The organism is Pseudomonas syringae, from assembly GCF_001698815.1.
Taxonomy (GTDB): Bacteria; Pseudomonadota; Gammaproteobacteria; order Pseudomonadales; family Pseudomonadaceae; genus Aquipseudomonas; species Aquipseudomonas syringae_A.
Genome location: NZ_LGSI01000074.1, coordinates 258,707 through 284,413, shown reverse-complemented (window position 1 = coordinate 284,413; position 25,707 = coordinate 258,707). Strand labels below are relative to the sequence as shown.

Here is a 25,707-nt window from a genome sequence, read left to right as displayed (position 1 = left end):
GCCCAAGTTCCACCCCATAAATACAATAAGGTAACCCCATGGACGCGACTGCTCAGGCAAGTGCGACTGCGCACGCCAAATCCAGCACTTGGGTGCTGGTGTTCATTTTTTGCTTTCTCGGCTTATTGATCGATGGCGCCGATCTGATGCTGCTGTCATACAGCCTCAACAGCCTCAAGGCTGAATTCGGCCTGACGAACGTCGAAGCCGGCAGCCTGGGCAGTTTCACCCTGGCGGGAATGGCGATCGGCGGCATCTACGGCGGCTGGGCCTGCGACCGCTTCGGCCGGGTGAAAACCGTGGTCTGGAGTATTTTGCTGTTCTCGGTCGGCACTGCCGCCTTAGGCCTGACCCACAGTTACTGGCAGTTCGCGCTGATCCGGTTCCTGGCCTCGCTGGGCATCGGTGCGCTGTACGTGGCATGCAACACGCTGATGTCCGAATACGTGCCCACCCGCTACCGCACCACGGTACTCGGCACCCTGCAGGCCGGCTGGTCGGTGGGCTACATCGTCGCGACCCTACTGGCCGGTTGGATATTGCCGATTCACGGCTGGCGCTGGCTATTCTACATCGCGATTATCCCGGTGATTCTTGCGTTGGTGATGCAACGTTTCGTGCCGGAACCCCAAGCGTGGATCAACGCCCAGGCCGAGCGCGCCAAGCAAAAACTCGCCGGCCTGCGCAGCGGCTCGACTGAAAAGCGCGACAGCATGTACAAACAGATTTTCGGCGATCCGCAGGCGCGGCGGATGTTCATCTGCTGGGCGCTGACCGCCGGTTTTCTGCAGTTCGGCTACTACGGGGTGAACAACTGGATGCCGACCTACCTGGAAAGCGAACTGGGCATGAACCTCAAGTCCATGACCGGCTACATGGTCGGCACTTATACCGCCATGATCCTCGGCAAGATTCTCGCGGGGATGGCGGCCGACCGTATCGGGCGCCGCACCGTGTTCGCCTTTGGCGCGCTGGGGACTGCGATATTTCTGCCGGTGATCGTGCTATTCCAAAGCCAGGAAAACATCCTGTGGATGCTGGTCGTGTTCGGCTTTTTGTATGGCATTCCGTACGGCGTAAATGCGACCTACATGACCGAGAGTTTCGAGGCCAAGCTACGCGGCTCTGCGGTGGGCGGCGCTTACAACATCGGTCGTCTGGGGGCCGCAGTGGCGCCTGCCGCGATTGGCTTCCTGGCGTCCCATGGCTCGATTGGCGTGGGCTTTCTCGTGATGGGGGCGGCGTACTTCATTTGCGGCGTGATTCCGGCGTTGTTTATCCGAGACAAACAATTCGACCCTCAAAAGCAATAAACGGGATTTTCGCACAACAACGACCTGCCAACTTTCTGAAAGTCGGCATAGGCAGACTGGTCCGTTCATCAGGGAAGAGTCTACATTTCCTTTTACACTTTGAATCGCCCCATGGACTGCCCCGGCACCGTAGACATCTCCAGCCTATGCCTGTAGTGCCCAATAATAACGAAACAACCCGCACTTGCTGCCGACTGCAGTCACTAACAGACCGTCTAAGTCCTCAATTGTGTAGTTTCAGCCCGTAGCCCGGGCATGCCGAATGGCCATTTCTGAGAGGGGCGTGGTGAGTTCCTGTTAGAGAGTCAGCACCCGATGCTCGTCTGGCAACCTGTAGGGATCCAGCCAGAATACGTTTTCTAGTCGCTCGTAAAAACCACTTAAAAACTATTTAAACGTACCGGATTCCCGTGGTTTTCTGCAGAAACGAAAAAAGACGCCGAAGCGTCTATCTCGCTATCCCCAGCGCCCTATGGTCATCTTTGGACCAATACTTGGGGCGGGAAACGAGACTCGCATCTGGCGTCCGACCCATTGAAATCTAAGGGGTTTCGTTTATTCCTGAAGCAGGAATGGACTCATTTTTTGACCTATTCGGAAAACCTGTCAAGGACGGGAATAACATAGCGCCAAGAAGTCCCACCGAGTGTTCTGGACAGATAATGCGCCTGGACGGGACGGATGATCCAGGGACGCTCAATAGACAGCATCCTTCACTGCGTATGGAGTCGGCACACCAAATCCCGCTGGTGGTCGGCGAGCCTGTTCAATCGCGTGCTGGCTTCTGATGCTTGATCCATCCCTTGTGTCACCGCCGTTGCCACTGCATCGATATTCGCAATGTTCTGCTGGATCTCGTCGGCCACCGCTGCTTGCTGCTCGACCGCGCAGGCGATCTGCATGTTCATAGGGGTAATCACCGAAACCGCCTCGACAATCCGGTCCAACGACTGACTGACCTGTGCCGATTGCTGCACGCTGTGGGAAGCCTTCTCCTGATTGACCTGCATGGCATCGACCGCCTCCTACGTGCCTCTTTGCAATTGCTGGATAAGCCTCTGAATTTCTCCAGTGGCATTCTGCGTTTTTGCGCGCCAGGCTCCTGACCTCGTCCGCGACCACGGCAAAACCCCGGCCCTGTTCCCCGGCCCTGGCGGCTTCAATCGCCGCATTCAGGGCGAGCAGGCTGGCGGCGAGCTGGGTAATCAGTAACGGATTCTTGCTGTATGCAATCAGGTGCTGGTTCTGGCCGAACAGGGCGAATTCAGCAGCGCCGTCATATAGTGCCTGGCTCGACTTTGTGACCAGCCCCTGGATGAAGTCCACCGAAGGCGCGTCTGCGGCAATCCCGATGAACTGCCCATGGACCTTTATCGGGACCGAAAATATCGGCAACAAGATCTTGCGGCCCCCACTTTCATAAACACGCGAGTCCAATACGCACAGTGACTGGCCTTCTTTCGGGCAAAGGTAGTATTCACCTTGGCGATAACCCTCCGGGGCCGGTGTGATGCTCTCCATATCGGTCATCGGGACCAGCGGCGGACCCTCGCGTTTCAGGCCTTCGGCTTCAGAGGCCATCAGATCTGCCAGATAGCGGGGAATGCTCGCCGCATCGCGAAGCTGGGAGGCAATCTGCCCTACCTGCTCGCGGGCACTGCTCAGCAGATAGCTTTCGAGGTTAGCCTGCAACTGGGCCTGTATCCGCTGCTGCACCAATTCCTGGGTCTACTGACTGGAATAAAAGGTGAACATCAGCAAAGCCGCCACCGCCAGGATCAAGATACTGCCGGCCAAAAACGCGACGGATATTTGTAAGGAGCGAAACTTCATGCTGCCTCCCCGGGCTGTAGCCAATTGATCAGAGTCTTGCTGCGGCACCGACCACCACAACGCCCCGGACTCTCCCTGCCCGTTGTCGTGGTGCATCTCCTTTGCCGAGACCTTCAGCTCTCCTTGACTGGCTGCGCAAGCAGACTCGTTTCAGGCTTTTTTGCGAAGACCTTCTGCGGCAGCAGCAGCCAGGCCAATGCCGGCAGCAGGATCAAGGCGCCGAGCATGTTCACCAGGAACATGAAGGCCAGCAGGATGCCCATGTCCGCCTGGAACTTGATCGGTGAGAAAGCCCAGGTCGACACCGCGACCGCCAGTGTCATGCCAGTCAGCAAGACCACTTTGCCGGTGAACAGCAGCGACTGGTAATACGCTTGGGCCAGGGTATCGCCGGCACGCATTCGAGCCAGGATCACGCTCAACACATAGAGCGCGTAGTCAACGCCGATGCCCACACCGAGTGCGATCACCGGCAGTGTCGCGACTTTCACTCCCATGCCCAGACTCACCATCAGCGCCTCGCAAAGAATCGAGGTGAGCATCAGCGGCAGCATTGCACAGAGGGTGGCGCGCCAACTGCGGAAGGTCAGCAGGCATAACAGGCTGACCGCACCGTAGACCCAGAACAGCATCTCGTTCATGGATTTTTTCACCACGATATTGGTCGCGGCTTCGATCCCGGCACTGCCGGCGGCCAACATGAATTTGACCTCTGGTACCTGATGCTCAGCGATAAATTTCTCGCTGGCCTCCACTACCCGGTTCAGGGTATCGGCCTTGTGATCGGCCAGGTAAACGTACAGCGACAGCATCGAGCAACCTTGATTGAACAGCTCCCGAGGCGCTCGGGTCTGCACCGCACCCAACGCGCCGTCATTGGGAATCAGCTCATACCATTTGAAGTTACCTTCGTTGTAACCCACCGTGGCGATCTTGCTCAGCGCCGCCATGGAGGTGGTCGACTCCACTCCCGGCAATTGCTCCAGCCGCGAGGCCAGCGCATCCACTGCGGACAGGCTGGCGTAGCGTGTGCACTGATCTTCCGGGGTTTTGATCATGACCACGAAAATATCCGAGCTGGCCGCATAGTTACGGGTCATGAACAGCGCATCGCGGTTGTAGCGCGAGTCGGCGCGCAGCTCCGGAGCGCCGGGATCAAGATCGCCAATTTTCAGGTGCAGGCTCACGGCAAAACCGAACGCTGCCAGCAGCAGGCCGCCCAGCATGGCGCCAATGGCCCAGCGACGATGGGTGAACAGATCGAGAAAACGCCACAACGGATGTTTGATCTGCGCCTGCAGCTCGGCGGTTTCCGAACTCAGGCTGCGTTGCGCCGCTGCCGGGCTGACACCGAAATAGCTGAGCAGGATCGGCAGCAGAATCAGGTTGGTGAAGATCAGCACCGCCACGCCGAGGCTGGCGGTAACCGCCAGGTCCTGGATCACCCGGATATTGATCAGCAGCAACACCGCAAAGCCCACTGCATCACAGAGCAACGCGGTCATGCCGGCGGCGAACAGTCGGCGGAAGGTATAACGCGCGGCGACCACCCGATGGGTGCCGCGACCGACGTCCTGCATGATGCCGTTCATCTTTTGCGCACCATGGCTCATGCCGATGGCAAATACCAGAAACGGCACCAGCGCCGAATAAGGGTCCAGCTCATAACCGAGGGTGGCGAGCAGACCGAGCTGCCAGACCACTGCCACCAGCGAGCACGTCACCACCACTAGGGTACTGCGCGCGCAACGGGTGTAGCCATAGAGCACGACCACGGTCACCAGTACCGCCACCACGAAAAACAGCAGTACCTGGGTCATCCCCTCAATCAGATCGCCGACAATCTTGGTAAATCCGGTGATGTGAATCTGCACATCATCGGTCTGGTACTTGTCCCGCAGGGTTTCCAGTTGTCGAGAAAACTCACCGTAGTCCAGCGGCTTGCCGGTCTGCGGGCTGATTTCCAGCAGGGGCACGAAGATCACACTGGACTTGAAGTTGCCGGCCACCAACTGACCGACCTCGCCTGAGCGGGCGACGTTGGTTCGCACCTGTTCGATACTGGCGGCAGAGCCATCGTAGTCGTCGGGAATCACCGTGCCCCCATCCAGGCCTTCTTCCGTCACGGCGGTCCAGCGTGTGGTCGGGGTCCATAACGACTTCATGTAAGGCCGATCGACGCCTGGCAGCAGATAGAGCTCGTCATTGAGCCTGACCAGAGTGTCGAGGTACTCCTTGGTGAAGATGCTGCCCTGCTTGACTTCCACGGCGATGCGCAGCGAGTTGCCCAGGCCGCTGAGCTCGCTGCGATTTTCCAGGAAGTTGGCGACATAGGGGTGACCGGTAGGAATGGTCTTTTCATAACTGGCGTTGATGCCTATGCGCGTGGCTTGCCAGCCAAGCAGCAGGGTCACCAGCAGGCACAGCAGGATCACCAGCGGTCGATGGTTGAAGATCGCCCGCTCGGCGAAGTTGCCCGACGCCTGGTCAAAGTCTTCCAGGCGGCCGATCACGGTTTGGGATTTGTCGTCTTTCAAGTTTGACTCCTGTTGCACGGGCCTCGGCCCGATAGCGCTACACCGTGAAGTTTCAAGGTTGGCCGGATGCCCGCGGATCCTGGTCAGCGGCCACGCCGCTCAAACCGACGCTGGCCAGACTGCCGTCCGCCGCCTGCTGCACGGCGGCGACCGTCGCGCCGCTGCGGCTCTGACGTTTGTTGAAGCTGCGACCCTGGTCGTGGCTGAACAAGAGTTCACCGCTCTGGCTGACCACCAGCAGACTGCCGTCGCGCAGTTCGATGGCGCTCGCCAGCGTTGAGTGGACGCCGGTATCGAGGCGCCGCCAGCTGTTGCCACGGTCATCGGACCACCAGGCGTTGCCGCGCAATCCATAGGCAATCAAAGCGCCACTGCTCGTGCCGAGCAGGCCGAAAAAGCTGCCTTCATAGGGTGATTTCAAGGCCTTGAAGGAAGCCCCCGCATCGGTCGAACGCAACAGCAAACCGCGCTCTCCCACCAGCAGCAGATCAGTGCCCGAAGCCCGGATGCCATACAGGTTGAGGCCCTGGGGGTTGTCCACATGGCGCATCCTCGGTTGCCAACTGCGCCCGCCGTCGTCAGTGCGGTAGATCTGGTTATAGGCACCGACAATGTAGCCATGCAGCCGGTCACTGAAGTACAGGTCGAGAAACGGCTTGTCCGGTCCATCGCCCAGCAGTTGCCGTGCCTGTTTCAGGTGGCTGGCACCACCCGGTTGATCGGCATCACGCTGTGCTGCCTGCACTGCCAGCGCGGCAGCAGCCTCACCGTCGAGTTGCTTCTGCCAGGTTTCACCGCCGTCCCCGGTGTGCAGTACGACACCCAGATGACCGACCGCCCAACCCTGCTCGGCATCGACGAATTGCACCGCCGTCAAGCTGACACTGACCGGCACACTGGCCTGGCGCCAACTTTTCCCCGAGTCGTCCGAGAGCAATACGATGCCCCGCTCTCCGACCGCCACCAAACGCTCCCCGGCCCTGGCCAACCCGAGCATTACCGCGCGTTGGGCCTTGGCGGTCGGCAATGCCGGCTGCTGTAATACCGCGAACGTTGCGGCCTGCGTGCCCACGGACGTGCTCGCCATCAGGCACAACCCCAGGGCACACGCGCCCCGTCGCAGGCCGCCGCGTGCTAAGAACTTTTCGATGTTCATGTCTTTATCCGCTCGGAAAATTTCCAGCGACCGTGACGAGCTTTTCGCCCGCCACAGCCACTCAGGGTTCAACGCATGTTTTCGTTGGCCATGGCATCCGGTGTGAAGTAGGAGGCCGAAGGCTTCGCGACTTTCTGGTACTGAACCGCCAGATCATTGCTCGAGGAGTTGAGGAAGTACGCGCCGGTGTCGAGGTTGTAACTGCCCCACATGACCTGTGCGGTGAGCGCCGGCAGGTCCGGTGCCAGCAGCGTCAGCGAATACATCTGGCGCCCCAGTTTGCCCTGCGCGTCATACCCGTCGGCCATCAGGATCTGCCAAGAGTCCTCGTCGACGTAGTAGGTCCGACGCGGCACCACATGGCGCTTGCCGGATTTAAGCGTGGCCTCGACCACCCAGACCCGATGCTTCTCCCAGCGCACCAGATCGGGATTGAGGAAGTTCTGTTTGACCAAATCGTCGCTCTTGGCCAGACCGGCGCGGTTGTTGTTGTAGGCGACGATCAGTTCTTTCTTGCCCATCAGCTTGAGGTCGTAGCGATCGGTCGGCCCAAACAGCATGAACGCTTCGTCGAACAGACCGACCCCGGAGGTGACGAAGTCCGGGGTGTCGTAGGCGATGTTCGGCGCCCGACGCACCCGGCGCTGGCCAACCAGGTACTGCCAGGCCGCACGGTTGGCGGGGTCCAGGTCCCAATGGGTCATCAGGCCTTCACCGGCCTTCGACGATGGCAGCTCGGTCAACAGTTTGCCAATCAGGTATTTTCCGGAAAAATTTTCCGGGCTGCCGCTTTCGACATAGTAGGGAAACTGGTAGGTGTACTGGGCACGGGTCGCCTGGACTTTCTTGCCGCCCGCAGTCATCAGCCAGGTATCGAAGGGCGAGCTGATGGTATCGCCGCCCTGCCAGGACAACCGGTAGTTCCACAGGACTTGCGCGCCGTTGTCCGGAATCGGGAACGGGATACCGCCGTAGGCGCTGGCGACTTTCTCGCTCTCAACGTCCAGCGTGGCGCGGATGGCATTCTTGGCGGTGTTGTCATAGACCCATTGCGGGGCGGCTGCCGAGCGATGGGTCGGGTAGACGTCCAGGCGATAGTCCGGGTATTTCTTCAGCAGAAGCTTGGTGCCTTCGGCCAACTGATCAGCGTACTGCTGCATATTCGAGGCGCTGATCGAATACAGCGGCTTCTCTGCTGCAAATGGATCGGGACGTTTGTCACCCGGTTTGTAGCCGGGCGCAACCTTGGTGTAGCCGCCGCTCCAGGCCGGGATGCTGCCATCGGCATTGCCGGCGCGCTCCGCGCCAACGGGCGTCAGATCGGTTTTCAAACGTGCTGCCTGCTCAGGCGACACTGCAGCGTGCGCTTGTGCCAGGCACATGCCGGCCAAGGCCAAGGTGAGCACGCACGTGTTGAGAAATACTTTGTTCTGCATGGCGAATCCACCTTATTAGAATGAGGTTTTCACGTAGAGCGAGACGAAGTCGCGGTCGGCCAGCGACTGCCCGTAGCTGAAGTTTCCGTCCTCTCGAAGCCCGGCTTTCGGGGCACCGAAGAAGTTCACGTAGTTGAGGCCAACATCCCAGCGCTGCAGGTAAGTGGCCTTGAGCCCGACACTCCAGTCGCCGGAATGGGTATTGCCGAAGCCCGATTTGTTGACGGCCGAAGAGCGCCCGTCGAGCACCACGCCCATGCCAATCGGCACGGTCAGGTCGATCCCATCGACAATCTGGAAGTACGCTGGCTCCACCAGTACGCGTAATGCCGTCGCATCGCGAGTGGTGTTGGAATCCAGGGCCGCAGCGTTCTCAGTGACGCTCAGCGTTCGGTTCCAGGCCAGCTCGGCAAGTGCCGAGCCGCCGTCCCAGAAGGCCGATGGTGATAACAGGTAAATCGCCGACAAGTTGGCGTGCGCGGTTTTGCCCCGAGCAAACAGCGAGTTGTTGCCGCCATCTGCATCCATGCCCGGTGTCACCACTTGCAGATTGCTCACCAGCGGCGCATTCCAGCGCACAGAAGTTTCACCGGCGAAGTTGAACGGGCCATAGGCCGTGGAGAAGCTGACACCGGCAGTCTTGATATCCTCGGCATAGACCTGACGATAAGAACCGAGGATGGGCAGTCCGGTGGCCGCCGCAGCCGCACCATCGAGGTAGGCGTACAGGCCAATCGGGGCCTTGTCGTGATACTGCGCAGCGTAAAAGCCCAGTTCCAGCTCGGTTCCGGTCGGTTTAAAGCGAATTTGCATCCCCCCTTGCCCCGAATTTTTCGGTTTCAAATCGCCGCCATTCACCGTGTCGTTACCAAACACTTCGCGCAGCGAACCGCTGCCGTAACCGATGGCATCGGTATCGCTCAGGTAACTGCCGGCGCCAGGCAGGTTGGAGCGCTCCCACTCGAACTGGTAGTAAGCGCCCACCGACAACTGCGGGTTGATCTGCAACTGCCCGGATATCTGATTGACCGGACGCAGAATCTCTTTGAACTGGGTCCCCGGCACGCTAAGCAACTTGACCACGTCGGTCGGGCCCTGGGCATTGGCAATCCCGTTGCCGCCGTAGAACAGGCTTTCACCGTAGATCAGGCTGTGTCGCCCCAGACGCACCACACCCTGGGAGTCTTCACCGAGGTCTCCGCGCAGGAATACAAAGGCGTCGAGGATTTCACCGTTACGGCCATGGAGCTTGCGGGTTTCGCTGAGGAAATGCGTTTGCTCGCTGCTGTCGGTGGCCTTGTTGTAGATATCGTCGTACCAAGCCGCGCCACTCACACGCAGCCCGTAGTTTTGCCGGCTGAGGTCCATTTCGGAAAACAGGTCCAGACGGTTGGAGACCAGACCGCTACTGAAATTTTTATCGCCCTGGCTCTGGATCGAGGGAAACAGGCCGTTGGCGGTCGGCGCATTGACTAAACGACTGTCCTGACCCTGTAGACGCCAGGCCTGGCTGTATTTGATGGTGTTGTCCCAGCGCAGTTTCCAGTCGGAATCACCGAGGTCCATTTGCATGGCCTCAACCCTTTCGACCATCACGCCTGCGCTGCATAACGCCAGAAACAGGGCGCAATGCTTAAAACGAAAGCAAACTTTTACGTTGTCCATGGACGCTCCTCATTATTTTTATTTTTGGCTTGGCCGTGCACGCAGGGTGTCAGCCAACACGCTCGAACAGCGGCCTGCACCGCTGTCTACCGGATTGGGCTTTAGATGTATGTGGAGGCCAGGCCGCCATCGACCGCCAGGTTGACGCCGTTGATCCAGCGCGACTCGTCGGCACACAGGAAAGCGATCACCGCCGCTACCTCATCTGCATAACCGGGGCGTTTCATGCGATGGGCATCGGCCTGGGTCCGGGCCTCGCCGAGCATGCTCACGAAGTCGCCAAGGATGGGCGTGAAAACCGGGCCCGGCGCAACGCTGTTCATGCGCACCGAATGTTCCAGAAACCATTGCTGGGCCTGCCGGTAGTTCCAAACGATCAAGGCTTCCTTGAAATACTGGTAGCAGGTCTCGTCCGGTACCACGTGTTCGGCCAGCCAGGCTTGCGCAGCAGCAAAATCTTCGATGTGCGCCAACTCCTTGTGCAGCGCCAGGCGCAACGGCCACTCGGCGCCGAGGATCGAAGCGATATTGACGATGCTGCCGCCAGCAGTGATGCGCGGCAGCAGCGCACGGGTCAGGTGACGCAGCCCCAGGTAGTTGACCTGCGCCAGCAGTTGCGGGTTTGCAGTGCCCGGGACCCCGGCGATATTGCACAGGCTGTCGATCCGTGCCGGTAACTGCGGCAAGAGCCGGTCGATGCTCTCGGCACTGCTCAGGTCGCCCAGGACAAACCCGTCCAGGGTCATGTACGGAGCCTTGAGATCCACACCGATCACCTGAGCGCCGTGAGCGCGCAGCAGGCTTGCAGTGGCCGCGCCGATTCCTGAGGAAACCCCAGTTACCAGTACAATCTTGTTGTCGAGTTTCATGTTGCGTCCTCTTATTGTTTTTGTGGACTCGCCCGGTGGACCGACCACCCTAGTCGGCCCTTGCCCCATCAGAATGGGTAGCGCGGCGCCTTATCCTTGACCGTCACCCATTGCCATTGGGTGTATTCGTCCCAGTCGGCCGGGCCGCCAACGCTGCCGGCATTTCCCGAACTGCCGCGCCCGCCGAATGGATTGATGCATTCGTCGGCCACCGTCTGATCGTTGATGTGCAGCAGACCGCAATTGAGTTGCTCGCCAATTGCCATCGCGCGCCCGACCGAAGGCGAGATGATCCCCGCGGACAGGCCGTACTCGGTGCAATTGGCCAATTGGATGGCCTCTTCGTCACTGGCAAAACTCACCACCGTGGCCACCGGACCGAAGATCTCCTCGTCGAACGCACGCATGCCCGGACGCACGCCTGAAAGAACCGTAGGTTGATAGAAGAGCTGTTCAAACTCGCCGCCGGCTTCCAGAGTTGCCCCGGCCCTCACACTCTCCGTGACGATTTCATGCACACGTTGCAACTGTCGTTTGTTGATCAAAGGTCCCAGCACAGCCTCACCGCGAGCGGCATTGCCGACGGTGATCGCCCGTGCTTTCTCTGCCAGCCTGCGGACCAGCTCTTCAGCGATCGACTCATGAGCCAGGATGCGTCCAGTGGCCATGCAGATTTGCCCCTGATGCAACCAGGCCCCCCAGGCGGCGTTGCTGGCCGCCAGGTCGAGATCGGCGTCTTCGAGCACGATCAGAGAATTTTTGCCGCCCAACTCCAGGGCTACTTTTTTTAGATGACGACCAGCCACCTCCGCGACCTTGCGTCCCGCCGCAGTAGAGCCGGTGAATGCAATCATTCGCACGTGCGGATCGCGGCACAGCGCTTCACCAGCCAGCGCTGCGCCCGGCAAAACCTGCAACAGGCCGTCAGGCAGACCGGCTGCCTCGAATAACCGGGCAATGATGAAGCCACCACTGACCGGGGTCTGCGGATCGGGCTTGAGCACCACGGCGTTGCCAGCCGCGAGCGCGGGTGCTACCGAGCGAAGAGAAAGCACCAGAGGAAAGTTGAACGGAGAAATCACCCCGACCACGCCATGGGGCAACCGACGTGCATAGGACAGGCGCCCTGCCTCGCTCGGAAGAACCAGGCCATGGGGTTGCGACAGTAGACCGGCCGCCTGATGCAGCAGGACGATCGCCTCACGGACCTCATGTTCGCCCTTGAACAGACTGCCGCCGCTTTCCCGAGCGATGTAAAGCGCCAGCTCGGCAAAGTGTTGCTGGGCCAGTGCTGCTGCTTTGCGAAAAATCTCCGCCCGCTCGCGCGGACCCAACTCTGCCCAGGCAGGCTGTACACGAGCAGCGGTGAGACTGGCAAGCGCGATGTCCGCCGCATCGGCCAGGCCGGTGACAGTCAACACCTCGCCGGTGGCTGGCTCGCGCACGCTATTGCTGCCGCCCAATGGGCGTATCCAGTCGCCATTGAAGATGCGTTCGTGCCACATCTCGTCCCGCAGAAAATCAGAGGGTTCACTTACCGACATTTCGGCCTCCCGGCTCTTGTGCTTGTCATCGCCCGACGACACCGTGCTGAAGCGGTGAAGTCGTCTGCGTCGTGAAAGCACTAGAGCAAGGGCTGTGCCGATTTCCTGGGTCCCAGGGTTATTTAGATGGCGAAGGCTCTGGCCTGTGGGCTGAGGATGAGTATCCAAACATGGGGCTCCGGTCTCGACGCTCCGTCAGCCACGGGCCACTTGTTCAAATGATAAAGTTATGTTTAATAACTGTTTCAATAGTTACTCATTTCGACCAGTCATTGCGTTCAGGGGCATAACAATGAATAACCCCAACATGCTGTTTCCCGGACTCGCAATCCGGGAGGAACATTTCTCGCCCCGCGGGGACAGCACCCAGCTGGCCGAGGGCAACTCACCGACGCTAGCCGAGTTGACCGAATGCCTGTTCTTTTCCCCTGTCGACGGACGCATCTGGCTCAACGATCAGCGCATGCTGCTATTGCACAGTTCATCCTTCGGCGCATTGCGGCGCGAGATCATTGATCGCCAGGGCCTGGAACAGACCCGTGGTCTGTTTACCCGCACCGGCTACCTGTCAGGCGCACGCGATGCACGGCTGATCCGCGAGCGTTGGCCGGACGCCGATGCCGCAGCGGTTTTCTCCGCCGGCACTCGCTTGCACACTCTGGAGGGCATGACCAAGGTCGAACCCCTGCACTTCAAGTTCGATGCCGACTCCGGCTTCTACGAAGGTGAGTTCCTCTGGCATCACTCCTGCGAGGCCGACGAACATATCGCCGCCTACGGGATCGGCCAGGACCCGGTGTGCTGGACCGAGCTGGGCTATGCCATCGGTTATGTCAGCGGGCTATTCGGCCGCCTGGTCATCTTTCGTGAAACCGAATGCCGGGGCATGGGCCACGAAACCTGCCGAGTGGTCGGCAAGACCGCCGAACAATGGGGCGATGTCGAACAGGACCTGGGGTACCTCACTGCATCGCCGTCCAGCGTCGCCCCCATGCAGCGCCCGGTCCCGGCAGCATCTGCCCCTCAGGACGACAGCGATCTGCCCGCTGGGCCAAAACCCATTGGCGCCAGCGCTGCCTTCAACGCCGCCACCCTTGCTTTGCAACGCGTGGCGCCAACGCCCGCTACGGTGTTGTTCAGCGGCGAGTCCGGGGTCGGCAAGGAGTTGTTCGCTCGGCAATTGCATCAGTTCAGTCCAAGGCATCAAGCACCTTTCATAGCCCTCAACTGCGCCGCAATCCCGGACAACCTGATCGAGGCGGAATTGTTCGGCGTTGAACGCGGTGCCTACACGGGCGCGACTCAATCGCGGCCCGGACGCTTCGAACGCGCTCATGGCGGCACCCTGTTCCTTGATGAAATCGCCAGCCTTAGCCTGCCGGGTCAGGGCAAGCTGCTGCGGGCATTGCAGGAACGCGAAATCGAGCGTGTCGGTGGTGGCCAGTCGATCAAGGTTGATGTCCGGGTGGTGGCGGCAACCAATGTAGACCTGCGCAAAGCCGTGGCGGCCGGAGATTTTCGTGAGGACTTGTTCTACCGTCTGAACGTCTTCCCTATTACCCTGCCGCCACTGCGTGAACGACGCGACGACATCCCGTTACTGGTCAACGCGTTCCTGCGGCGCTTCTGCCAGGACTATGCTCGCAAACCCGCCGGGCTGACCATGCGCGCGCTCAAAGTGTTGCTGCGCTACGACTTTCCCGGCAACGTGCGAGAACTGCAAAACCTGGTGGAGCGTGGTCTGATCGCCAGTGAGGACGGTCAATCGATCGACCTGGTCCATCTGTTTCGCAATGAGCCAATGCCAAAGGAAATGTACTCGCTGGACGACACTGGCAGCCTTGCGGCAATCGACCAGAATCCTGCCAGCACGCAGAATCGCCCCGCGTTGCTGGAAGCCTTGACCCGCCTGGAGCGCGGTTTCTCCATTGAAGGGCTGGAGTCGCGCTTGATCGACGAAGCGCTTCAACAGAGCGAAGGCAATCTGGCTGCGGCTGCACGACTGTTGGGGTTGAGTCGTGCGCAGTTCGCCTATCGGCTGAAGAAGTACCAGCAGGCATCGGCAGAGCGGCCATCCTGAAGCGCAATGCGATCCACGTTGATCACCCACAAAAAAACCGCCATTGGCGGTTTTTTTGTACATGAACAACCTACAATGGATCCATTAAACATATTTAAAACAAACTCACATTGAATAAAGCATGCTTTTTACGCCCAAATATATCCACAAATGGCCTCAAACAAGATTGACTTGCGGCATCTGCTTATCGCCTAATGGATCCATCAAAACAAAAACAAACGATGACCTGGAGAGTTTTCATGTACCCAAAAAACACGTGGTACGTCGCCTGCACCCCCGATGAAATTGCACAAGGCCCTCTCGGGCGGCAGATCTGCGGCGAAAAAATCGTTTTCTATCGCAGCCAGGAAAACCAGGTTGCAGCGGTCGAGGACTTTTGCCCGCATCGCGGCGCGCCGCTTTCATTGGGCTATGTCGAAAACGGCAACCTTGTGTGCGGCTATCACGGACTGGTCATGGGTTGCGACGGAAAAACTGTCGAAATGCCAGGGCAACGGGTACGCGGCTTCCCTTGCAACAAGACTTTCGCGGTGGTCGAACGTTACGGTTTTATCTGGGTCTGGCCCGGAGAACAGGACAAAGCCGACCCAACGCTGATCCACCACCTGGAGTGGGCCGTGAGCGATCAATGGGCATACGGCGGCGGTCTGTTCCACATCGGCTGCGACTATCGCCTGATGATCGACAACCTCATGGATCTGACGCACGAGACTTACGTGCATGCGTCCAGCATCGGCCAGAAAGAAATCGATGAGGCCGCCCCGACCACGACGGTCGAGGGCGACGATGTGGTCACCGCACGCCACATGGAAAACATCATGGCGCCGCCGTTCTGGCGCATGGCCTTGCGCGGCAATAATCTGGCTGACGATGTGCCGGTGGACCGCTGGCAAATCTGCCGCTTCTCGCCCCCCAGTCACGTACTGATCGAAGTGGGTGTCGCCCATGCCGGCAAAGGCGGCTACCACGCCGACGCCGAGTTCAAGGCATCCAGCATCGTGGTCGACTTCATCACTCCGGAAACCGACACTTCCATCTGGTACTTCTGGGGCATGGCACGCAACTTCAATCCTCAGGATGAAGCACTCACCGCGACCATTCGCGAGGGTCAGGGGAAGATTTTCAGCGAAGACCTGGAGATGCTCGAACGCCAGCAACAAAACCTGCTGGACCACCCTCAGCGCAATGTGCTCAAGCTCAATATCGATGCGGGCGGCGTGCAGTCCCGCCGCGTCCTGGAACGAATCATCGCCAGCGAGCGAGCCCCCGAGCCGCAATTGATCGCCACCGCACAATAACCAGGCCAGGGCACGCCATGCCGTGCCCGTCCCTTGCGCAGCACAATCTCAAAATAACCAGAAGTGACCACTGTGGTGGCAACGCTCCGAGGATGAAGCATGATCGATGTGGTGGTGGTATCACGTAAAAACGAAGCTCAGGACATCTGCAGCTATGAATTGGCCAGCGTCGATGACAGCGCACTGCCCGGCTTCAGTGCCGGCGCGCACATCGATGTGCACCTGCCCGGCGGAGTCATCCGTCAATACTCCCTGTGCAATCACCCCGAAGAGCGCCACCGTTACCTGATCGGCGTGCTCAAGGATCCGGCCTCGCGCGGCGGCTCACAATGCCTGCACGAACAGATCAACACCGGGGATCGCCTGCGCATCAGCGAGCCACGCAATCTGTTCCCGCTGGTACACCAGGCCAGGCGCAGCCTGCTGTTTGCCGGCGGCATCGGTATCACACCGATTCTGTGCATGGCTGAACGTCTTGCCCACAGCAACGCGGACTTCGAAATGCATTACTGCGCACGCTCGAGCGAGCGTGCAGCCTTTGTCGAACGAATCAAGAACTCGTCTTTCGCCGACCGGGTATTTCTGCATTTCGATGAGCAACCCGAGACAGCGCTGAACGCGGCCAGGGTATTGGCCCAGCCAGGAGAAAACATTCATCTGTATGTTTGCGGTCCGGGCGGTTTTATGCAGCACGTGCTGGACAGCGCCAGGGCTCAAGGCTGGCAGGAAGACTCGCTACACCGCGAATACTTTGCCGCCACGCCCACTGATACCAGTAACGATGGGAGCTTTTCGGTCAAGGTTGGCAGCACCGGCCAGGTCTTCGAAATCCCGACCGACAAGACCGTGGTTCAAGTACTGGAAAGCCATGGCATCGATATCGCCACGTCCTGCGAACAAGGCATTTGCGGAACCTGCCTGACCAGGGTACTGGAGGGCGTGCCGGATCACCGCGACCTGTTCCTCACCGAAAATGAGCAGGCACTTAATGATCAGTTCACTCCGTGCTGCTCGCGCTCGAAATCATCGCTGCTGGTGCTGGACCTCTGAAAAGGCCGAGCCTCACTCAGAGCGGTGAATGACCTTCATCCGCTCATTGGCTGTCGCAGAACCAAATATCTCGGCATAGCGCAGGGTAGCGTTGGCGTGTTCGCGCATGATCGCTTCGGCACGGGCGCCCTGGCGATTGATCAAGGCATCGAAGACGGCATGATGTTGCATGTGGGCGTAGTTGAAACGCCGATACTCGCGGGCCATGTCGTTGCGATCCACCGCCAGCGCGGTTACCGAAGCAAAAGGCAGGTGGTCATTGCGCGCCAGCGCATCGGCGATGGCCGGGTTGTGGCTGCCTTCGACGATCACCTGATGGAAACGCATGTTGAGGTCATGGTAGACCTCCAGATCGTCTTCTGTGACATAGCCCTTGTCGAACAATTCGTCACCTTGCAGCAGGCATAGCTCCAGGATCGCGCGCCCCTCTGCCGAGAGTCCGCGCTCGGCAGTCTGACGTGCCGCCAGACCTTCGAGCACTCCACGTACTTCAACGGCACCGGCGATGTCATCGGCACTGACCGAGCGCACCTGAAACCCTCGACCGCCGAACCGCACCAGCAACCCTTCCTGTTCGAGGGTTCGAAACGCCATACGCACCGGCATCCGGGACACCCCGAACAGCTCCGCCGTGGGGATTTCCATCAGTCGTTCGCCAGCAACCAGCTCGCCCGAAGCGATCATCTTGCGCAGCGCTACCAGCACCAACTGACCGGGCTTACTCATCCAGGCAACTTCCAGAAAACGTGGGCGGCCATAGTAACGCAAGCCTTGCACAAGCTGGAGATCAACTCGCACAGCAGGCATCGCCCAATACTTTCCGCAATAGCAGGTCATTGGCCTGAATTTCGTTACTGCCCTCGTAAATCATTGCGATTCGGTTGTCGCCCAGAGTCTGCTCAATTGCGAACTCGGCGACGTAGCCGTAACCACCGAACACCTGCAAGGCATTGCTGGCCAGACGAAAACCCTGCTCGGTGAAGAAAGCACAGATAGGCGCCATGGGCAATGCCGGTATACATGGCCCAGCCGTCAGCCAGTGTTCGAAGATGAATTGCATGTCGTGCAGCGGCGCCTGGTGGTGCCACATGGAAAGCCTCATATCGTCGAAAGTCGCGAAGGTCTCTGGCCGGTCAATACTTGCCCGGCGCTGCTCAAAGCGGTGACAGGGCTTCGTCGCGGTACTGCGGGTTCTCGATCAGCACGGCCATGCCCTGCCCGCCACCGACACAGGCAGAGGCGATCCCATAGCGCAGATTCTGCTCGCGCAACTGCCGGGCCAAAGTCATCACCAGACGCAGGCCGGTGGCAGCTAACGGATGACCGAGGGCAATCGAACCGCCACGGCGGTTCAGCCGATTGCTATCCAGCTCCAGCGCCTGAGCTACTGCCAGCACTTGCGCGCCTTGCGCCTCGTTGATTTCAAACAGGGCGATATCGTCCTGCGCCAACCCGCTGCGTTGCAGCAGCAACTGGATCGCCGGAACCGGGCCGATTCCCATGAACTCCGGGGCCACGCCGACCACTGCCGTCGCCAGCAGGTTTGCCAGTGCCGGTCGCGTACCCGCCGATGCGCGGCCGACCAGCACCGCCGCTGCACCGTCCACCACAGCACAGCTGTTGCCAGCGGTTTGCACGCCCTCCGAATGAATCGCCCGCAACTTGGCCAACGCGAGGAAATCAGTGGACCGAATGTGGCTGTCGAGGGTGACTTCGTCTACCCGACGCGGCAGCGTAATGCCCCGAGGCTGATAGCCGTCCAGCTCGAATGGCTCGTTGCGTACGGCGACGATTTCATCGGCGAACCAGCCAGAAGTTTGCGCTTGCACCGCTTGCTCATGGCTGTTGAGGGCATAGGTATCCACCGTTTCGCGACTCAGGCCATGATGCCTGGCAAGGTTTTCCGCCGTGGCGATCATGTCCAGTCCCGGTGCCGGGTCGTACAGCGCCTCCCAGAGGAAATCCTTGAAATCCACCGGCGCACCCAGACGAAATCCGTCTCGATGGGTGTAGGCAGCAATCGGGTTGCGCGACATGGATTCGGCGCCCACACACAGCGCCAGTTCCGCGCCGTCGCGAAGTTGCTCACCGGCCTGGCGTAACAGCTCGAAACCGGTGGCGCAAATGCGCTGCACCGCCAGTGCAGGCACCTGTTGCGGCACACCACTGTAAAGACCGATGTGGCGTGGCAGCAAGTAGGCGTCGAAGCTGGCCTGGGCCATGGAGCCCGCCAGCACAGTATCGACTGTCCGCGGATCGAGCCCGGCACGGGCCAGCACTTCACGCCCGACCTTGATGCCCAGATCGATGGGTGATACCTGGGCCAGCGCACCGCCGAGGTCGATCCAGGGCGTGCGCACGGCCTCAAGAATCGCCACATCGTTGAATGCCGAATACTGACCTGCGTAATTCAAGACCGTGGACCGGCGCGCAGGATCGAAGGGTCTTCGCCGCGATACAGCGCTTCGACCTTGGCTGCACGCCATTGCAAGACTGCCCGCTGGTTGATTGAGCCTTTGTCAGTGATTTCACCACGATCGATAGACGCGGCCTCGTCGAGCACCGCGATCCACTCAAGGCGACTGGCGTTGCCGCTGGCTTCGCGATTGAGGCGTTGCAGCCAGTCGGCGAACCACGCCCGAACCGGCGCGCTGGCCAGAACTTCGGCATCGCTGGCAGCCTTGGTCAACCCCGAGAGTCGACGACACTCGTACAGGCGAGGAAAAACCAAGGCGCCCAGGCACTCGCGATCCGGTGCCGCGACAACGAGGTCCAGCACATAGGGCGAGCCCTCGAGCACCGCACGATTGCGCAGGGGGCCAACACTGACGAACACTCCGGAGGACAACTTGAAGTCTTCGGCGAGACGACCATCGAACATCAGGCCCAGTTGCGGGTCGCTCGGGTCGGCCAGCTTGATGGCATCACCGGAACAGTAGAAGCCCTCATCGTCGAAGACTTCGGCGGTCTGCTGCGGTGCACGCCAGTAGCCAGGCATGATGTGCGGCCCACGGAAACGTCCTTCCAGCTTGCCATCCACCGGTACGAGCCGGACCTCGCAACCCGGTGCCGGCAGACCGATGTAACCGGCCATGGACAGCGGCCCGGTGGTGAAGGTGCAAGAGGGAGACGCTTCGGTCATGCCGAGCCCGGCCATCATGCGGATGCGTTCACCACAGTGTTGCTCTGCGACCTGGTCGAGCCGATCCCAGACACTCTGCGAGAGACCGGCTGCTGCGAAAAAGAACAGCTTCATATGGGCAAAAAAACGTTCACGCAATTCGCCATCGTTTTCCAGCGCCGAGACCAGTTCCTCCCAGCCCTTGGGTACGGTCAGGTAGGCGGTCGGCGAAACTTCCTTCAGATTGCGCAGGGTTTCAGCGAAGCCCTGAGCCGTGGGCTTGCCGTCATCCAGATAAAAAGTGCCACCGTTGTAAAGCACGATGCCAACGTTGTGACTGCCGCCGAACGTATGGTTCCACGGTAGCCAGTCCACCAGTACCGGCGGTTCCTCGCCAAACACTGGAAAGGTCTGCAACAGCATTTGCTGGTTGGCGCAGAGCATACGCTGGGTGGTGATGACCGCCTTGGGTAATTTGGTCGAACCCGAGGTGAACAGGAATTTGGCGATACTGTCCGGGCCCGTGGCGGCGAAAGCTACATCGGCCTCTGCACCGCCAGGGTGTTCGAGCAGACTGGCGAAGTTCACCTGACTGCGCCCTGGCACGTGTCCGCGCACGGCAACCAATGGAGTCTCGGTTGGCAACACAGCATCGATCGCCCGCTGGTAGGCGGCCGCGTCGCTGACAAATATCAACCCCGGCTGCAGCAAATCGCAAACATGCCGCAGCTTGGCGAAATCCTGAGATAGCAACGAATAGGCCGGAGAAACCGGACAATAAGGAATCCCCGCATACATCGCGCCCAAGGCGATCTGCAAATGCTCGATGTCGTTGCCCGAAAGGATCGCCAGCGGTCGCTCGGCCGAAAGCCCGTAGCCGAGCAGGCTCTGGGCGATGGCACGAACGCTGTCGAGCATCTGGGCATAACTGACCCGGCGCCAATCGCCACCTTGTTCGCGGGCGGCGATAAAGGTCTGCAGCGGGCGCACCTGTGCCCAATGCACCAATCGGTCGAGCAGGCGCATGGGCAGTGGCGCCAGCGGCTCCAGGGAGCGCATGTGCAAGTTGCCGTTACGTTCACTGACCTCCACAGCAGAATGGCCGATGGACACGTGGCGGTAACGCGTTTGAGCAACGCCGGATCGGGGCTGCGGTCTGAATTCGGAACTCACGTCGTTATCCTCCATCAAGGCATGCCAGCACCAACCAGCACTCAAGCGGCTCGGTGTAAGCACGGCAGCGTCTGGCTGCATCCTTGTTATTGTTATGCCTTGTTTACATTCGCAAGCGGCTGCTCGCACGAGACAGCAGCCCGAGAAACGCAACGAACGATCAGATCGGGTAGTGCCGTGGCCCATTCTGCAAAGTGACCCAGCGCAATTGAGTGAAATGCTCGATCGCCGCTTTGCCGCCAAAACTGCCGTAGCCGCTGGACTTGACCCCGCCGAAGGGCATCTGCGCCTCATCGTGCACGGTCGGTCCGTTGATATGGCATATGCCCGACTCGACCCTCTGGGCCAGGGCTAGGGCACGCCCGGTATCGCGACTGAAGATCGCCGCCGACAGACCGAATTCGGAATCGTTGGCCAGGCGCAACAACTCCTCGTCGTCCTCGCCACGCAGCAGCACCGCCACCGGACCGAAGGACTCCTCGCGGTACAGGCGCATCTCGGGGGTCACGCCATCAAGCAAGGTAGGCTGCATGATGCTGACCTCGATCTGACCACCGGCAACCAGGCGTGCACCCTTGTCGAGGGCATCGTCAATCAACCCCCGGATGCGCTCGCCAGCTGCGGCATCGACCAGGGAACCCAGTACCGAGTCGACAGCGTTCGGGTTGCCAGCGCGCAAGGTGGCGATCTTGCTCGCCAGCTTGCTGACAAAGACATCCGCAACCCCGGCATCGACAATCAGGCGCTCGGTGGACATGCAAATCTGCCCCTGGTTGAAGTAGGCACCGAAGGCTGCAGCCTCGACCGCCGCGTCGAGGTCCGCGTCGTCCAGCACCAGAAACGGCGCCTTGCCACCCAGCTCAAGAAGTGCCGGTTTGAGGTGTCGCGCCGACAGTTCACCGACGATGCGTCCGACATGGGTGGAGCCGGTGAAGTTGACTCGACGCACTGCCGGATTGGCGATCAGCCGCTCGACTATGGCCGCGGCATCTGCCGGGGCATTGCTGATGACATTGACCACCCCGTCGCCCAGCCCGGCATCCTGCAACACCTGGCCGATCAACCGATGCACAGCCGGGCTCAGCTCGGAAGCTTTGAGCACCACGGTATTACCGCAAGCCAAAGGCATAGCAATCGCACGAGTGGCGAGAATAACCGGGGCGTTCCATGGTGCAATCCCCAACACCACCCCGCAGGGTTGGCGCAGGGCCATGGCGAAATTGCCAGGGACGTCGGAGGGAATCACTTCGCCATTGATCTGCGTGGTCATCGACGCCGCCTCGCGCAGCATGCCGGCCGCCAGCTGCACATTGAAGCCATACCAGTTCGCCATGGCGCCAGTTTCCCCGGCGGCGGCGACGAATTCAGCCGTACGCGCTTGCAATTGGTCGGCGGCGGCGAGCAAGCGCGTGCGCCGTACATTGGGCGCCAGTGCGGCCCAGGCAGGAAACGCGGCCTTGGCAGCGGCGACCGCCGCATCGGCATCTTCCAGGGTAGCGGCGGCCACTCGCGACACGACCTCGCCCGTCACCGGGTTGCGGCGCTCGAAAGTTCGCCCGTCACGGGCTGGGCACGACTTGCCGCCGATCAGCAGGGGCACGTCCAACATGGTGATTCCTCTTTATTGTATTTATCGGGAATTCGTTCAAGCGGTATGACAGTAGGGCAAGGACGCGGCAGCGAACAGCAGGATGCGCCCGATGTGCGCTGCGGACTTCAGCGTTTATACGTCTGCAGGCCGGGTTTGATGCTTTTGTCATCGAGGAACTGCTTCATGCCCTGCTCGCGTCCGCCTTCGGTGTCGAGCAGTCGCGACTGGTCGAGCTTGGCGTACAGGTAGTCCTCGTTCTGCTCCCAGGTCAGCTCCCGGCAGCGTTTGAAACCCTGTTTGGCCGCACGCAGCACCACCGGGTTTTTCTCCAACAGATTGCGCGCCAGGTCGACGGTCACGTCACGCAGTTGCGCCAGCGGCACACTCTCGTTGACCAGGCCCAACTCGGCGGCTTTCTGCCCGCCAAAGGTCTTGCCGGTCATGATGTAGTACAGCGACTGGCGATGGCCCACGGTATCGGCCATGGCCTTGCTCACCAGATTGCCCGGCGGAATGCCCCAGTTGATTTCCGACAGGCCGAAGGTTGCCTCGTCGGCGCAGATCGCCAGGTCGCAGGCGACCAGTGGGCTGAAACCACCGCCAAAGCACCAGCCGTTGACCATCGCGATGGTCGGTTTGGCGTACATGCGCAACAGCTTCCATTGCCACTGAGAGGCTTCGCGGCGAATCTTTTCCTGAAGGATTTCCGGGCCGGCATCCACTTCGCGAAAGTACTCTTTCAAATCCATACCGGCGGTCCAGGCTTCACCGGCACCGGTCAACACCAGCACGCCGGCGTCAGGATCCTGTTCGAGGACTTCCAGCACCTCGATCATTTCGCGGTTCAGGGTCGGGCTCATGGCATTGCGTTTTTCCGGACGATTGAGGATGACCCAGGCGATGCCCTCTTCGATTTCGACCTTGACGGTTTTCCAGCGACCTTCGTAATTACTCATAGCGGTTGCTCTCTTGTTGTTTGCATGCAGATGACTAAAACCTAACCGGCAATTTTAGTTATGTCAATTAACCATTAATAAAATTAATCAAATTGTGTTCGCACTCGGCGGTATTGCAACTCCGCTCTCCATAGGGCTGCTGTTTTTCGCTTTGCCGGCATCGGTGCGGTTTCTGGTGAGCAAGCACAAGCAACCTGAAACCGTGGTGCGAATCCTCAAGTGCCTGGATCCAGGCATCGATGTCCGATCCGGTGATCGGTACTTTCTCGCCTCGTGGAGTCCGCTGGTTTATCAGTACGCGGGATTCGACCGGGCTACGGCGTCATGGGTAAGCTCTTTCGCCTCCTTCAGCGGGGCCATCGCCAGGCTGGCACTGATGCGCTTGGTCGACACCCGTGGCCTTACGCGGTGGTGATCTATCCGTTGCTGTCGCGACCCTTCCCGTTGATCCTGGGTATCGGCAATCTGCAGGGGAACGCTTTTAGCGGTACTCGCCCTCTGCCCTGCCGTATTGGGTGCGTGTACCTATACCGTGGCGCGCATCGACAGACGCTCGACCGTGAAAGCCGAGCTTTTGACAACATCGCAACAGTAGAGGAAAAGGCAATCGAGGAGGTTTGCAGCCTGAAGCCCTTGGCTAATGGGGGGCCGATATTCACATTCGGCAATGTATTGAACGTTACGGTAGCTATCGACCGACAACCTCGGCAAACTAGATAGCTTTCTTAACTTCATTCCCGCAAGGACTCCACTTTCAATGGCCAAGCCTTCCAACATTGCCGACGCGAGTGAGGTGTTACCCGGCAGCACCGAGGTGCAGGCGCCGCTGGACACAGCACTGGACGACCTGATCGGTTATGCCCTGCGCAGAGCCCAACTCAAGTTGTTCCAGAACCTGATCAGCCGACTGTCGAACCACGACCTGCGGCCTGCGCAGTTCTCCGCCCTGGCCATCATCGATCAGCATCCCGGGCTGATGCAGGCCGACCTGGCCAAGGCGCTGGCCATTGAACCACCGCAGGTAGTGCCCCTACTGAACAAGCTGGAAAGTCGTGCGCTAGCCGTGCGGGTTCGCTGCAAACCGGACAAGCGTTCCTATGGCATATTTCTCAGCAAGACCGGCGAGACCTTGCTCAAGGAATTGAAACTCATCGCAGCCCAGAGTGATATCGATTCCACTGCCGCGCTCGATAGCGCAGAACGCGAGGAGTTACTCAGACTGTTGAGAAAGGTTTATCAGGAGTGAACTTCGCTCGTCCAACTGTCCCAATTCCAGGCTGCTCATGCCTTGCCGGAAAAAATACTCCGCACTTCTTTTTGCCTGTTTCTGTTGCTCTGTTCGGCGCGGCTCATGATCAAGGGATGACTTGGGCGGCGAATCTGAAGGTCGTCTCGTGCAGTTCCCGGGCGGCCCACTGGCGATTTTGAATCTGGTCAAGCTTGGCTAGAGCGCAAACATTCAGTGCTTTGAGTCACTCCATGCCATTGTGAGTTCAACGCTGGCCTTACCTATTTCCCAGCCAGCGATTGCCGTCCACAGGTTCATACCCTTGCGCGGCTACACATTCACCGGGAATGTCTGCTCTCTCAGTTTCTCCAACACCAACTCGATGAATGCAGAGACGGCCAAAGGCAAATGTTTTCGACTGGGGTAGAGCAAGTGCAGGCCATATCCAGTGCGATAGTAATGCGGCAGCACCGACACCAATCGGCCAGCCTGTAGATCGATATTAGTCATGGTGGGCGGCAGCATCGCAATACCTAATCCAGCCAGCGTGGCCTTACGCAATGCTTGAGCAGTGTTGCCATTGAAACGGCTGGTGATCTGTACATCGCTCTCGACACCGCCGGGCCCCATAAGACGCCACGTCGTGATTCCGCTGGGATGAGCAAAGCTCACGCAGTCGTGATTTTCCAGGTCCTTTAGCGTGACAGGCAAGCCGCGCTTTTCGAGGTAATCAGGGCTGACTACCAACCCCTCATTACCTGCTCCAACCAGTTGGCGACCGACGTATCCCGAGTCCGGCCCGGCTGATTTTCACCGATGGAGGCCAGGTATTCGCACCCGAGACCCTGTCCCAGGCG

General features: G+C 59.8%; 16 protein-coding genes and 3 pseudogenes. 5 read left to right on the top strand and 14 right to left on the bottom strand.

Annotation, left to right across the window (positions count from 1 at the left end):
- Window positions 1-38: 38 nt before the first annotated feature.
- Complete coding sequence (locus AFK24_RS29495) at window positions 39-1,313, top strand: MFS transporter (RefSeq protein WP_065836604.1); 1,275 nt, start codon at window positions 39-41, stop codon at window positions 1,311-1,313.
- Window positions 1,314-2,398: 1,085 nt separating this feature from the next.
- Here the strand turns inward: AFK24_RS29495 and AFK24_RS32195 are convergent.
- The 7 genes and pseudogenes from AFK24_RS32195 to AFK24_RS29455 form a co-directional block, all read right to left on the bottom strand.
- Window positions 2,399-2,501: pseudogene (locus tag AFK24_RS32195) on the bottom strand (methyl-accepting chemotaxis protein); the annotation flags it as partial.
- A gap of 758 nt (window positions 2,502-3,259) precedes the next feature.
- Window positions 3,260-5,683: an efflux RND transporter permease subunit gene (locus AFK24_RS29480; RefSeq protein WP_065836601.1), complete on the bottom strand. Its 2,424-nt coding sequence runs from the start codon at window positions 5,681-5,683 to the stop codon at window positions 3,260-3,262.
- 52 nt (window positions 5,684-5,735) lie between these two features.
- On the bottom strand, window positions 5,736-6,839 hold the full coding sequence (locus tag AFK24_RS29475; protein ID WP_065836600.1) for a WD40/YVTN/BNR-like repeat-containing protein: 1,104 nt from the start codon (window positions 6,837-6,839) through the stop codon (window positions 5,736-5,738).
- Window positions 6,840-6,907: 68 nt separating this feature from the next.
- Window positions 6,908-8,275 carry a DUF1329 domain-containing protein gene (locus tag AFK24_RS29470; protein ID WP_065836599.1) on the bottom strand — a complete coding sequence of 456 codons (1,368 nt, stop codon included), beginning with the start codon at window positions 8,273-8,275 and terminating at the stop codon, window positions 6,908-6,910.
- A gap of 15 nt (window positions 8,276-8,290) precedes the next feature.
- Window positions 8,291-9,940, bottom strand: coding sequence for a DUF1302 domain-containing protein (locus AFK24_RS29465; RefSeq protein WP_065836598.1), 1,650 nt, complete (start codon window positions 9,938-9,940; stop codon window positions 8,291-8,293).
- A gap of 101 nt (window positions 9,941-10,041) precedes the next feature.
- Entirely contained in the window at window positions 10,042-10,809 is a 768-nt protein-coding gene (locus tag AFK24_RS29460; protein ID WP_065836597.1) for a coniferyl-alcohol dehydrogenase, read from the bottom strand.
- A gap of 68 nt (window positions 10,810-10,877) precedes the next feature.
- Window positions 10,878-12,353 (bottom strand): benzaldehyde dehydrogenase, encoded by a 1,476-nt coding sequence (locus AFK24_RS29455; RefSeq protein WP_065836596.1) that lies wholly within the window; start codon window positions 12,351-12,353, stop codon window positions 10,878-10,880.
- 292 nt (window positions 12,354-12,645) lie between these two features.
- Here AFK24_RS29455 and AFK24_RS29450 point away from each other — a divergent pair, with 292 nt between their 5' ends.
- The 3 genes from AFK24_RS29450 (at window position 12,646) to AFK24_RS29440 (ending at window position 16,781) form a co-directional block, all read left to right on the top strand.
- Window positions 12,646-14,433 carry a sigma-54-dependent Fis family transcriptional regulator gene (locus tag AFK24_RS29450; protein ID WP_065836595.1) on the top strand — a complete coding sequence of 596 codons (1,788 nt, stop codon included), beginning with the start codon at window positions 12,646-12,648 and terminating at the stop codon, window positions 14,431-14,433.
- A 239-nt stretch (window positions 14,434-14,672) separates the two neighbouring features.
- The gene (locus AFK24_RS29445; RefSeq protein WP_065836594.1) at window positions 14,673-15,731 is read left to right on the top strand and encodes an aromatic ring-hydroxylating oxygenase subunit alpha; all 1,059 of its coding nucleotides are present in this window, start codon (window positions 14,673-14,675) and stop codon (window positions 15,729-15,731) included.
- Between the two features lie 99 nt (window positions 15,732-15,830).
- Window positions 15,831-16,781, top strand: a complete 951-nt coding sequence (locus tag AFK24_RS29440) for a PDR/VanB family oxidoreductase (RefSeq protein WP_065836593.1) — start codon at window positions 15,831-15,833, stop codon at window positions 16,779-16,781.
- A gap of 12 nt (window positions 16,782-16,793) precedes the next feature.
- Here AFK24_RS29440 and AFK24_RS29435 read toward each other — a convergent pair whose 3' ends face one another.
- The 6 genes and pseudogenes from AFK24_RS29435 to AFK24_RS29410 form a co-directional block, all read right to left on the bottom strand.
- On the bottom strand, window positions 16,794-17,507 hold the full coding sequence (locus tag AFK24_RS29435) for a GntR family transcriptional regulator (RefSeq protein WP_065836633.1): 714 nt from the start codon (window positions 17,505-17,507) through the stop codon (window positions 16,794-16,796).
- Between the two features lie 79 nt (window positions 17,508-17,586).
- Window positions 17,587-17,775, bottom strand: a pseudogene (locus AFK24_RS29430) (acyl-CoA dehydrogenase family protein); the annotation flags it as partial.
- A gap of 160 nt (window positions 17,776-17,935) precedes the next feature.
- Complete coding sequence (locus tag AFK24_RS29425) at window positions 17,936-19,195, bottom strand: thiolase family protein (protein ID WP_065836591.1); 1,260 nt, start codon at window positions 19,193-19,195, stop codon at window positions 17,936-17,938.
- The gene (locus tag AFK24_RS29420; RefSeq protein ID WP_065836632.1) at window positions 19,192-21,075 is read right to left on the bottom strand and encodes a feruloyl-CoA synthase; all 1,884 of its coding nucleotides are present in this window, start codon (window positions 21,073-21,075) and stop codon (window positions 19,192-19,194) included. The genes AFK24_RS29425 and AFK24_RS29420 overlap by 4 nt, the downstream gene beginning before the upstream one ends.
- A 160-nt stretch (window positions 21,076-21,235) precedes the next feature.
- The gene (locus AFK24_RS29415) at window positions 21,236-22,684 is read right to left on the bottom strand and encodes an aldehyde dehydrogenase (protein WP_065836590.1); all 1,449 of its coding nucleotides are present in this window, start codon (window positions 22,682-22,684) and stop codon (window positions 21,236-21,238) included.
- Between the two features lie 107 nt (window positions 22,685-22,791).
- Window positions 22,792-23,622, bottom strand: coding sequence for a p-hydroxycinnamoyl CoA hydratase/lyase (locus tag AFK24_RS29410; RefSeq protein ID WP_065836589.1), 831 nt, complete (start codon window positions 23,620-23,622; stop codon window positions 22,792-22,794).
- Between the two features lie 757 nt (window positions 23,623-24,379).
- Here AFK24_RS29410 and AFK24_RS29400 point away from each other — a divergent pair.
- Window positions 24,380-24,868 carry a MarR family winged helix-turn-helix transcriptional regulator gene (locus AFK24_RS29400; protein ID WP_065836587.1) on the top strand — a complete coding sequence of 163 codons (489 nt, stop codon included), beginning with the start codon at window positions 24,380-24,382 and terminating at the stop codon, window positions 24,866-24,868.
- A 312-nt stretch (window positions 24,869-25,180) separates the two neighbouring features.
- Here the strand turns inward: AFK24_RS29400 and AFK24_RS29395 are convergent.
- Window positions 25,181-25,645: pseudogene (locus AFK24_RS29395) on the bottom strand (substrate binding domain-containing protein); the annotation flags it as partial.
- Between the last annotated feature and the right edge of the window lie 62 nt (window positions 25,646-25,707).